Consider the following 10,946-nt stretch of genomic DNA (forward strand, 5'->3'; position numbering starts at 1 on the left):
ACCGGCCGCCACACCGCAACCTTCGGCTCTCCCGGAGCTCACGACGCCTGCCTAGGGTGCTGCGTGTGCGTACACCACTCCGATTCCGCAGGCCGGCCCTCACCGCCAGAGATCGCCGCACGGTCGTCGCGGCGGCCACGGGCGCCGCGGCCCTGTGCGTGGTCGCGCAGATCGCCCTGTACGCCGGAAGCGCCCCCGCCACCGGCGGCGGCCCGGTCGTCGATCTGGTCCTGAACCTCCTCGTCGGTCTGTCCCTGCTGCTGGTGGCCGGGTTCCCGCGGACGGCGGGCACGCTGACGATCCTGGTGACGGCCGTGTTCGCCGCCGGGACGAGTCTGGCGCCCGGCCTGTTCGCCTCGGAGGGGCAGCTCAGCCCGGTCGCCACGCCGCTGGCGGCTCCGCTGGTGGTGTCGTTCCTGGTCTATCTGCTGCCCTGGCGGCAGGCGTTCGCGTTCGCCGCGGTGCTGGCGCTGCTGGCGATCCCGCTCTGGGCTCCGACCTGGACGGCGCTGTACTTCGCGCTGTCGGCCACCGCGCTGCCCGCGCTGGTCGCGCTCTACCTCAAGGCGCGCTTCGAGCTCGTGAGGTCGCTGCGCGAGCGGGCCGAGCTGGCCGACACCGAGCGCCGCCTGCTCGCCGAACGGGCCGAGACCGCCGAGCGGCAGCGGCTGGCCGCCGAGATGCACGACATCGTCACCCACCACGTCACCGAGATCGTCCTGCACGCCGACGCCCTGCGCGTCACCGCGCACGACGACGAGGTCCGCGTCGCCGCCGAGCAGATCAGGCGGGCCGGCGCGCGCACCCTCACCGAGCTGCGGGATCTCATGCGGGTGGTGACCAACGGGATCGAGGCCACCCCCGCCGCGCGCCCCGACCACGACAACGGCGGCGACCTGGCCGCGCTGGCGGCGGTCGACGGCGCCGCGCTCGAGATCGTGGGCGATCCCGGTACGGTTCCCGCGGTCGTCGCGCGCACCGTCTACCGGGTGGTGCAGGAGTCGCTGACCAACGCCCGCAAGCACGCCCCCGGCGTTCCGGTGGCCATCGCCCTCGCCTACCCCGGCAACCGGGCCGAGGTCGAAGTGCGCAACGCGCCGCCCCGGCACGAAGGCGACCCGGTGCTGGCGAGCGCCGGGTCCGGAATGGGACTGATCGCTCAGCCGTAGAGTCACCCTGCTCGGCGGCGTGTTCGCGGCGGGCGCGGACGAGCAGGGCGGCTTCGCGGTCACCGCGAGCATCCCGGCAGTCCAGCCCGCCGCCCGTCGACCACTGTGATTTTCGATCTCAGAGCATGGGAAACGCTTACGTGGTGGTCGGCGGCATGGAGATGACTCCGGATAGGTAGGCGGACTCCTCCAGGATCTGGGGGGTGAGCTTGATTCCGGTGAGGCGCTCGATCAGGACAAGCCCTGGCCCCCGGTAGAGCTCCCACCTGTGCTCCCCGCAGTCGCGATCGAGCTGCTCCATGGTCTCCACGAGTTCGTCGGGAACCTCGGAGAAGCCGTCCTGGGCCCAGAAAGCGAACCGGGTCTCCCCGTCCTCCATCCAGCGGAAGTCCTCCAGGCCCTTGATGTCGAGGCGGTAGAGGGAGACCAGGCTGGTGCCCGTCGACAGCGGCACGAGGAATTCATCGTGGGCACCGAGCCAACTGTTGTACTGCGCGACGAACGCCCAGTCGCCGACGGTCGTGACCCCGACGAATTCGGTCTTGTAGTCGTAGTGGGCGCCGGCACTGATCGACTCATCGAGCGTCATCCAGGAGAAGTCTTCCGCTCGGCCACCCATCCGGGCTACGAGCTGCTCGGGTGTGAGCCCGCGAACGAAGATGAAGCTGTAGGCCTCCGCGAGGCGGGAGTCGGTGAACCAGGCGTAGTCGCCGGGGGGCGTGATCATGCGGCGATCCTGGCAGAGCCCACCGACACAACCTGCCGAGGCGGCCGCCACCGCGAGGTGGTGCCGCCGGGGGCGATCGTCTGCACCGGGGCTCCGCTGGTCATCGAACGCTTCAAGAAGCCCTTCTGGATGCCCCAGGACACGTAGGGCTGGCCGGAGTTCGGCCGTCCGCGCCACAGCCGTGGGCGGCCCCCCGCCGACGTTCGCCCCGGCCGGCGGTCACCCGGCCATGGCGCGGCGGCAGCGGGCCAGTTCCGCGCGTAGGTCGCGTCGCAGTGCCCGGTCCAGGCTGGGCTGGGCGAGTGCGTGGGTGAAGTCGCGGGCGGCCTCGTCCCAGCGCTCCAGCCGCATCAGCGCCGTGCCCCGGTTGTAGTGGGGCTCCGGCGCCGGCGACAGCGCCACCGCCCGGTCCAGGTCGGCCACGGCGGCGGCCACGTCGCCGCGGTCGAAGCGGACGGCGGCCCGGTTCGTCCAGGCCTCGACCAGCTCCGGATCCCGGTCCAGGGCCCGGGTGAGCAGCTCGTCGGCTTCGGCGAGGCTGCCGCGCTCCGAAAGGATCAGCCCGAGGGTGCACAGCAGCGCGGGCTCCCGCGGTGCCAGGGCCAGCCCGGCCCGAGCGTCCGCCTCGGCCGCGTCGAACGCGCCGCGCTCCACCTGCAGGTTGACCAAGGCGATCCGGGCGTCGAGGTGCCCGGGGTCAATGGCGAGCGCGCGCTCCAGGTCGTCCCGCGCCCGATCGAGGCGGCCCCGCTCCTGCTGGAGCGCGGCCCGGTTGTAGTACGCCTCGGGCAGGTGCGGCCCCAGGCGGATCGCGGTGCCGTAGTCCTTGATCGCGGCCTGGGACCGGCCCGCCGCTCGGTGCAGGGCGGCCCGGTCCACGTAGTACTCGCAGTTGCCGGGGTCGTGTGCGATCACGGTGTCGAGGTCGGCCAGGGCCTGCGCCGGATCGCCGAGGGCCAGGTGCACCTGCGCCCGGTTGTGGCGTAGCCGGGCCAGGTCCTGCGGGCGCTCGCCGGGGGCGAGCACCGCCGTCAGCCGGGCCAGCCCGTCGTCGATCAGCCGCAGTGCGCGGGCGGGCTCACCCGCCCTGCTGTCCAGCAGCGCCAGGCCCTGCTCGTAGAAGACGGTGGACAGCACCCGCTGCCGCGGGTCGTCCAGCCCGGCGGCCAGGTGCAGCGCCTGTTCCAGCCAGTGCCGCGCCTGCGCCGGGTCCTGGTCGGCCGCCGACAGGTGCCTGGCGTACAGCATGGCGGTGGCGTACGCGGCCGACATGGTGATCTTCGGGTCGTCGGTGGCGGCGCGCGCCTCGTGGTAGAGGTCGAGCGCCTCGGTGGCGCGGTCCAGCGCCGCCAGGGCGGTGGCCAGGCCGGTGGTGAACGCCCACCAGTGCCGCAGGTCGCCGTCCGGGGTCACCGTGGCGCGCCCGCGCCCGGCGATCCGGGCCGCGTGGTGGTAGAAGCCGCGGGCCAGGCTGTCGCCCAGGGCCGTGCGCATCGCCTCTGGCGCTCGGTCGGCCGTCACCGGCTCGGGGGCGCCGCCGTCGCGCAGGTCCAGGCGCACCGGGGACGACCCGATCCGGCGGACCAGCGCGTCCAGCAGTTCGGAGGTGGTCTCGTCGGCATCGCCGACGTGGTCGAACCGTACCGTGACCGGGTGCTTGAGCGTGTCCGCCCAGGCCGCCACGAACTCCGCCGCGCCATAGGCCAGGCAGAGGGTGCGCCGGGCGGGATGGAACCGGATCGGCTCCTCCTCGGCGGCCGGTCGTGCCGCGTGGTCGAGCCAGGGCGCGATGGCGTACAGCTCAACCGTGTGGCGGGACGCCAGGCGGGGGCGCTCGGCGGCGATCCGGCCGAGGAAGGCCGCGACCCCGGCGTACGGCCCGTGCTCGCGGTGGCAGTCGTAGCCGCCCGGTTCGCCGGTCACGGCCGGGCCGATCGCCGCAGGGGCGGGCGCCCGGGAGCGCCCGCCGTGTCGGCAGCTACCAGCACCACTCGATCCAGAGCCGACGGGCACCGGACTGCAGGCGCAGTGCGCTCTTGCGGCGGATGGTCATCTTTCTCATGGGCACCTCCGTAGATCAACTTCAGGGGCTGTCCAGAGCATAATCGCGATCAAGGAAAATAAGTAGACCGCTCACGACTTCGTCGACGCTCGCTACATCCGGTAGCCATCCGGAAATCTTTGCCTACCGTGGGGCCCGCCGCGGCGTCCAGCCAAGGGGGTGTCCGCAGTGTCCAAGACCCCGCTCCGTTCGCGTTCCTGATAAGCGGGTACCTTCGCATCATTCCCCTCGCAGGTGACAGCGCGTGACCAGGGAGGCGAAACGATGGCGAATCGGCATTCGTTCGGAGGCGGCTCGGGAGTGTTCCGGCGTAAGCCGGTGGAGCAGATCGCCGCTGAACACGAAGGCGAACTGAAACGGGTGCTGGGCCTGTGGCAGCTCACCGCGATCGGCATCGGCGGCATCATCGGCGCGGGGATCTTCGCGCTGGCGGGCGCGGTGGCCAACCAGACGGCCGGGCCCGCCGTGCTCGTCTCCTTCCTCATCGCGGGTGTGGCCAGCGCGGCCGCGGCGTTGTCCTACGCGGAGTTCGCCGGGCTCATCCCGAAGGCCGGATCCGCCTACACCTACGGCTATGCCGTCCTGGGCGAGCTGACCGGCTGGTTCATCGGCTGGGACCTGTTGCTGGAGTACACCGCCATCGTCGCGGTCGTGGCGATCGGCATCTCCGGCTACTTCGGGTTCCTCGTCAGCAATCTGGGCATGCACCTGCCCGAATGGATGCTGGGCGCGCCGGGCAGCGGCCCTGGCCGGGTGGTGGACCTGTTCGCGATGCTGCTGTGCCTGTTCATCGCGTTCCTGCTCAACCTGGGCATCAAGGCCGCCGCGCGGTTCGAGACCTTCGTCGTCGGGCTGAAGGTGGCGGTGGTGCTGCTGGTGATCGTGGTCGGCTTCTTCTTCATCAACCCGGACAACTACACCCCGTTCTTCCCGTACGGCGTGAGCGGCGCGATCACCGGCGCGGCCACGGTGTTCTTCGCCGTCTTCGGCTACGACGCGATGAGCACGGCCGCCGAGGAGTCCAAGGACTCCAAGCGCCACATGCCCAAGGCGATCATCTACTCGCTGGCCATCTCGATGGTGCTGTACGTCCTGGCCACGCTGGTGCTCACCGGCATGCAGAACTACACGGAGATCGACCCCGAGAGCGGGTTCTCCTCGGCGTTCGCCTCGGTCGGGCTGTCCAAGCTGGCCGGCATCATCGCGGTCGGCGCGATCGTCGGCATCCTCACCGTCATGTTCACCTTCATGCTCGGCGTCACCCGCGTGTGGTACGCGATGAGCCGCGACGGGCTGCTGCCGCAGTGGTTCGCCAAGCTTCACCCGGTACGCCGTGTGCCGACCCGGATCACCTGGATCGTCGGCGCGGTCTCCGCCATCATCGCCGGATTCCTGCCGATCCGGGAGGCGGCCGAGCTCACCAACATCGGCATCCTGCTGGCCTTCGTCGTGGTGTGCATCGCCGTCATCGTCCTGCGCTACCGGCAGCCCGACCTGCCCCGCTCCTTCCGCATGCCGGGCATGCCGGTGGTCCCGGCCATCGGCGTCGTCTTCGCGCTGTGGCTGATCACCTTCCTGAGCCCGGTGACCTGGCTGCGCTTCGCCGCCTGGTTCCTCCTCGGCTTGATCATCTACTTCGCCTACAGCTACCGCCACTCCGAGCTGAGCCCCAGGCGAACGCCGTGACGCCCCGCCGCTCGCTCACAGGGGAACACCGCCCCAGGGTGTCGGCAGGGACGAGAGTCCGGCTGAGCGGGGCGGGGCGGCAGGGGAGTGCGAGCGGCTCGGGACCGGATCGTTGAAGACGGTGTGCTGCCGGCTGCGGTACTGGTTGAGGGCCAGCAGTCCCACGATGTCGGCGAACGCGAAGAGGAGCACCAGCAGGACGATCAAGGTGATGCGGCGTTTGCGTTCGCGGCGCCGCCACTCACCCTGGACTCGGCGGTAGGCGTCCGGGGCCGCCTGGACGCCGCTGGCGAGCTTGTCCAGGACTTCCCGGAGCTGGTCTTCGGTGCTGGCCGGGCCGGTCGTCATCGTCGCTCCTGCATGATCTTGGTGAGGGCGGCCATTCCGCGGCTGGTGTGCGCTTTGACCGCGCCGCAGGAGATGCTCATGGCCGCGGCTATCTCGCTCTCGCGCAGGCCGAGCCAGTAGCGCAGGACGAGCGCCTCGCGCTGCCGTGCCGAGAGTTGCCGCAGGGCGTCGATGAGCGCCTGCTGGTCGTCGTGCAGCAGGGCGACGCTCTCGGCCGAGCGTTCCAGGTCCGCGCTCCACACCGGGTGCCTGCGGATGACCTGGAGGTGGCGCAGCCTCATGCGGGCGAGGTTGCAGACCACCGAGCGCAGGTACGGCAGGGCGGCGTCGACCGTGTGCAGCCGGTTCCAGCGGCGGTGCAACTGGCAGAAGGCCTCGGCCACGATGTCCTCCCCGTCGTCGGCGCCGAGCAGCACGGCCAGCCGGAGCAGCCCGGTGTAGTGCCTCTCGAACAGCCGGGTCAGAGCGGCCTCACGATCGGCGCCCGGCGGAACGGGTGCGGGCGGCTCCTCGGCGGCCTGGGACGACGCCTCGACCGAGTCGACGAGAGTCTGTAACGGGGGGTTCGGCCGGATCCCGGTCATACGGTTGTCTCCGCTTCAGGGGGCAGGTGGACCGGTGCGCGCGGCTTGGGATCGAGCGATCTGCACACGCGGGTGAACACCGGGGTCAGTGTCACGGCGACGGCGAGGTTCAGCGCCAGCGCCACCACCGCGGCGTAGGCCCGCACCCCATCGCCGCCGACGGGCACCAGCGCGGAGAAGCCGCTGTGCACGACCATCAGGGTGCCCGCGGCCATGCCGGTCATCCACCCGGCCAGCAACGCCCGGCGGTGCAGGCGGCGGGTGAACACCCCGAGGGCGACGGCCGGGAAGGTCTGCAGGATCCAGACGCCGCCGAGCAACTGCAGGTTGATGGCGTCCTGGTCGCGCAGCCCGAACACGAAGACGACCGCCCCGATCTTGGCGCTGAGCGAGACCAGCTGGGCGATCCGGGTCTGGTGCTTGGGCGTGGCCGTCGGATGGACGTACTCGACGTAGATGTTGCGGACGAACAGGGTCGCCACCGCGATCGACATGACCGCCGCCGGGACGAGCGCGCCCACGGCGAGCGCGCCGAAGACCAGGCCGGTGAGAGCCGCGGGCATCAGCTCCTTGACGAGCAGGGGGACGGCGTCCTCGGAGCTCATGGACGGCGCCTGGACGCCCGCGGCCAGGGCCGCGACGCCGAGCATGGCGAACACCCCCAGCACCGCCGTCCAGGCGGGCAGCGCGACGGCCGCGCGGCGCAGCGTGTCCGCGCTGGCGGCGGCGAAGGCGGAGGTCAGCACGTGGGGGTAGACCAGCAGGGCGAGGGCCGAGCCGAGGGCCAGGGTGGCGTACACCGGGAACTGGCTGGGATCGAGCGTCAGCGAGGCCTGGGGCGCCTGCCCGCCGGACAGCGCGCGTTCCGCGCCGTCGAACATCGGCCCGGGGCCGCCGAACCGGTCGAGGACGAGGAAGGAGACGGCCAGCGCCGAGCAGAAGATGGCCGCGCCCTTCATCAGCGAGATGACCGCGGGCGCGCGCAGGCCGTGCCGGTAGGTGGCCACCGCGAGGACCGCGAACACGGCGACCAGCGCGAGATCGCCGAGCACCCCCTGCGGGTACAGCCCGCCGACGGACAGGACCGCCCGGATCCCCACCAACTGCAGCGCGATGTACGGCATGGTCGCCAGCACCCCGGTCGCCGCGACGACCAGCGCGAGAGCGGGGGAACCGTACTGCCCCCGGACGAAGTCGGCGGCGGTGATGTATCCGTGCCGCCGCGCCACCGACCAGAGCCGGGGCAGCAGCACGAACGCCAGCGGACACATGATCACCGTGTACGGCAGCGCGAAGAACCCGAGCGCGCCCGTGCCGTACACCAGCCCCGGCACGGCGGCGAAGGTGTAGGCCGTGTAGATCGTGCCGCCGAGCAGGAACCAGGTCGTCGGAGTGCCGAACCGGCGGTCGGCCAGCGCCCAGCTCTCCAGCGTGGGCAGTTCGGGAGACGGCCGGAACCAGCGGGCGGCGACCGCCAGCAGCGAGGTGCCGCCGAGCACGGCCAGGAACGCCGCCGTGCTCATCGGTTCAATCATCGGCCACCGTCCACAATCCCGGGCAGTACTCCTAGGTTGCGTGGCATGCGCGGTCGGTTGACACGAAATCTCCCCGAAATTCGCGTCAACCGGAAGCGGCCCGCCGACAACCCTTGCGATAAGAAAGCGGAACATTCCGGAGGGCATGATGGTGAAGCCGACTCGCCGGGCGCGCCGCGTCGCGGCCGGGATCTGCCTGGCTTTACCGGTGGTGGCGTTGCTGTGGGTGCCGTGGTATCCGCATGACGCACCCGATCTGGTCGGAATGAGATTCTTCTTCTGGTATCAGCTCATGTGGGTGCCAGGGAGTGTGGTGTTCATGGCCACCGCCTATGTCCTGGGGCGGGGCGAGGATCACCCGCCTCGCGACCGGCGTCGCCCGTAGAACGCCGCTCCTCTTCACTCCGCTCGCCTGACGAGCGGCTTTCACCGAATTCACCGCGCTGTTTCGTCCTGCCCTGAGTTCAGGAGGATCACCCATGTCCAGACTCGGCCCCGGTGGCTCGAGAATCACTGTCAGATCGGTAGTCGTATGGACGGCCGTCGCGTTAGCGGGCGCGGTGGGCTGGGGCGTGCTGGCGTTGTCGCGCGGCGAGAACGTGTCGGCGATCTGGCTGGTGGGCGCCGCCCTCGGCTCCTACGCGATCGCCTACCGGTTCTACTCGCGCTTCATCGCCCGCAAGGTGCTCGGCGTCGACGACCGGCGGGCGACGCCCGCCGAGCGGCTGGACAACGGCGTCGACTTCCAGCCGACCGACCGGCGGGTGCTGCTCGGCCATCACTTCGCCGCCATCGCCGGGGCCGGGCCGCTGGTCGGTCCGGTGCTGGCCGCCCAGATGGGGTACCTGCCGGGAACGGTGTGGATCATCGTGGGGGTGATCCTGGCGGGGGCCGTACAGGACATGGTGGTGCTGTTCTTCTCGATGCGCCGCGACGGCAAGAGCCTGGGGCAGATGGTGCGCGAGGAGATCGGCCCGATCGGCGGCGCCGCCGCGCTGGTCGCGGTGTTCGCCATCATGATCATCCTGCTCGCGGTGCTGGCCCTGGTGGTGGTCAACGCGCTGGCCGCCTCGCCGTGGGGCACCTTCTCCATCGCCATGACCATCCCGATCGCCCTGTTCATGGGCTTCTACCTGCGGGTGCTGCGGCCGGGCCGGGTCGTCGAGACCTCGGTCATCGGGGTGACGCTGCTGCTGCTGGCCATCGTGTCCGGCGGCTGGGTGCAGCAGTCGGCCTGGGCGGACGCCTTCACGCTGAGCCCGCAGACGCTCGTCATCTGCCTGGTCGTCTACGGCTTCTTCGCCTCCGTGCTGCCGGTGTGGATGCTGCTGGCGCCGCGTGACTACCTGTCCACCTTCATGAAGATCGGCACCATCGGGCTGCTCGCGGTCGGCGTGATCATCGTCGCGCCGGTGCTGCAGAACGAGGCGGTCACGAAGTTCGCCGTCAGCGGCACCGGGCCGGTGTTCGCCGGCTCGCTGTTCCCGTTCGTGTTCATCACCATCGCCTGCGGCGCCCTGTCGGGCTTCCACGCGCTCATCTCCTCCGGCACCACGCCCAAGATGATCCAGAAGGAGTCGCAGGTCCGGCTGATCGGCTACGGCGCGATGCTGATGGAGTCCTTCGTCGCCATCATGGCCCTGATCGCGGCCAGCGTGCTGGACCCCGGCCTCTACTACGCGATGAACTCCCCCGCCGGCCTGCTCGGCACCACGCCGGAGAGCGCCGCCGCCGCGGTCGCCCAACTCGGCTTCACCATCACCCCCGAGGACCTGCGCTCGGCCGCGGCGGCGGTCGAGGAGAGCACCGTCATCGCCCGCACCGGCGGCGCGCCCACCCTGGCCATCGGCATCTCCGAGATCCTCGCGGGCGTCTTCGGCGGCGCGGCGTTCAAGGCCTTCTGGTACCACTTCGCGATCATGTTCGAGGCCCTGTTCATCCTGACCACCGTCGACGCCGGCACCCGTGTCGGCCGCTTCATGCTGCAGGACACCCTCGGCAACCTCTGGAAGCCGATCGGGCGGGTGAGCTGGAAGCCCGGCCTCTGGGGCACCAGCGCGGTGGTCGTGCTGGCCTGGGGATACTTCCTCTACACCGGCGTCAACGACCCGCTGGGCGGCATCAACCAGCTCTTCCCGCTGTTCGGCATCGCCAACCAGCTCCTCGCCGCCATCGCGCTGACGCTGGCCACCACGCTGCTGATCAAGTCCGGCAAACTCAGGTGGGCCTGGGTCACCGGCCTGCCGCTGGCCTGGGACGTGGCGGTCACGCTCACCGCGAGCTGGCAGAAGGTCTTCCACAGCGACCCCAGGATCGGCTTCTTCGCCCAGCGCGAGCGGTACGCCGAGGCCATCGAGGCCGGGAAGGTGCTCGCCCCGGCCAAGAACCTCGACCAGATGCGGGCGGTGGTGGTCAATTCCACCGTGGACGGCGTCCTGGCTGCGCTGTTCGCGATCCTGGTGGTGATCGTCATCGCCAACGCGGCCGTGGTGTGCCGGCGGGCCGTCCGCGCCCGCGAACCGCTGCCGCTGGCCGAGGCCCCGTACGTCGAGTCCACCCTCGTCGCGCCCTCCGGGCTGTTCGCCACGGCGGACGAACGCCGCGAACCGGTGGGCACCAGCGCGGGGGGCGGCTCCTCATGAGGGTGCTCGGCTTCCTCAGGTGGTACGTGCGGGAGCTCACCGGCGGCGGCGCCTACGACCGCTACCTGGCCGCGCACCGCTCCCATCCGCACACGCCGCCGCTGTCGCGGCGGGAGTTCGAGCGGCGGCGATCCGACCTGCTGGACGCGAGCCCCGGCATCCGCTGCTGCTGAGCCGGACCTGACACCCTCCC

General features: G+C 71.0%; 10 protein-coding genes. 5 read left to right on the forward strand and 5 right to left on the reverse strand.

Annotated elements, in window-relative coordinates; genetic code table 11:
• Window positions 1–65 precede the first annotated feature (65 nt).
• Window positions 66–1,169, forward strand: coding sequence for a histidine kinase (locus ABZ911_RS17435; protein ID WP_358056261.1), 1,104 nt, complete (start codon window positions 66–68; stop codon window positions 1,167–1,169).
• 136 nt (window positions 1,170–1,305) lie between these two features.
• On the opposite strand, the gene ABZ911_RS17440 is transcribed toward ABZ911_RS17435, so the two are convergent.
• Complete coding sequence (locus tag ABZ911_RS17440; protein WP_358056263.1) at window positions 1,306–1,896, reverse strand: DUF6461 domain-containing protein; 591 nt, start codon at window positions 1,894–1,896, stop codon at window positions 1,306–1,308.
• Window positions 1,897–2,115: 219 nt separating this feature from the next.
• Complete coding sequence (locus ABZ911_RS17445) at window positions 2,116–3,819, reverse strand: tetratricopeptide repeat protein (protein ID WP_358056265.1); 1,704 nt, start codon at window positions 3,817–3,819, stop codon at window positions 2,116–2,118.
• 403 nt (window positions 3,820–4,222) lie between these two features.
• On the opposite strand from ABZ911_RS17445, the gene ABZ911_RS17450 reads away from it, so the two are divergent.
• A complete protein-coding gene (locus ABZ911_RS17450; protein ID WP_358056267.1) occupies window positions 4,223–5,644 on the forward strand; it encodes an amino acid permease in 1,422 nt (473 codons plus the stop codon).
• Window positions 5,645–5,659: 15 nt separating this feature from the next.
• On the opposite strand, the gene ABZ911_RS17455 is transcribed toward ABZ911_RS17450, so the two are convergent.
• From ABZ911_RS17455 to ABZ911_RS17465, 3 genes are read right to left on the reverse strand one after another with little or no spacing between them, the layout of a single operon-like run.
• On the reverse strand, window positions 5,660–5,992 hold the full coding sequence (locus ABZ911_RS17455; protein ID WP_358056269.1) for a hypothetical protein: 333 nt from the start codon (window positions 5,990–5,992) through the stop codon (window positions 5,660–5,662).
• Window positions 5,989–6,576 (reverse strand): sigma-70 family RNA polymerase sigma factor, encoded by a 588-nt coding sequence (locus ABZ911_RS17460; RefSeq protein ID WP_358056271.1) that lies wholly within the window; start codon window positions 6,574–6,576, stop codon window positions 5,989–5,991. The genes ABZ911_RS17455 and ABZ911_RS17460 overlap by 4 nt, the downstream gene beginning before the upstream one ends.
• Window positions 6,573–8,099, reverse strand: a complete 1,527-nt coding sequence (locus ABZ911_RS17465; RefSeq protein WP_358056273.1) for a sodium:solute symporter — start codon at window positions 8,097–8,099, stop codon at window positions 6,573–6,575. The genes ABZ911_RS17460 and ABZ911_RS17465 overlap by 4 nt, the downstream gene beginning before the upstream one ends.
• Before the next feature lie 157 nt (window positions 8,100–8,256).
• Here ABZ911_RS17465 and ABZ911_RS17470 point away from each other — a divergent pair, with 157 nt between their 5' ends.
• From ABZ911_RS17470 to ABZ911_RS17480, 3 genes are all read left to right on the forward strand, one after another.
• The gene (locus tag ABZ911_RS17470; RefSeq protein ID WP_358056275.1) at window positions 8,257–8,496 is read left to right on the forward strand and encodes a DUF3311 domain-containing protein; all 240 of its coding nucleotides are present in this window, start codon (window positions 8,257–8,259) and stop codon (window positions 8,494–8,496) included.
• 94 nt (window positions 8,497–8,590) lie between these two features.
• Window positions 8,591–10,753, forward strand: coding sequence for a carbon starvation CstA family protein (locus ABZ911_RS17475; RefSeq protein WP_358056277.1), 2,163 nt, complete (start codon window positions 8,591–8,593; stop codon window positions 10,751–10,753).
• On the forward strand, window positions 10,750–10,926 hold the full coding sequence (locus tag ABZ911_RS17480; RefSeq protein WP_358056279.1) for a YbdD/YjiX family protein: 177 nt from the start codon (window positions 10,750–10,752) through the stop codon (window positions 10,924–10,926). The genes ABZ911_RS17475 and ABZ911_RS17480 overlap by 4 nt, the downstream gene beginning before the upstream one ends.
• Window positions 10,927–10,946 lie beyond the last annotated feature (20 nt).

The organism is Nonomuraea sp. NPDC046570, assembly GCF_040645915.1.
Classification (GTDB): domain Bacteria; phylum Actinomycetota; class Actinomycetes; order Streptosporangiales; family Streptosporangiaceae; genus Nonomuraea.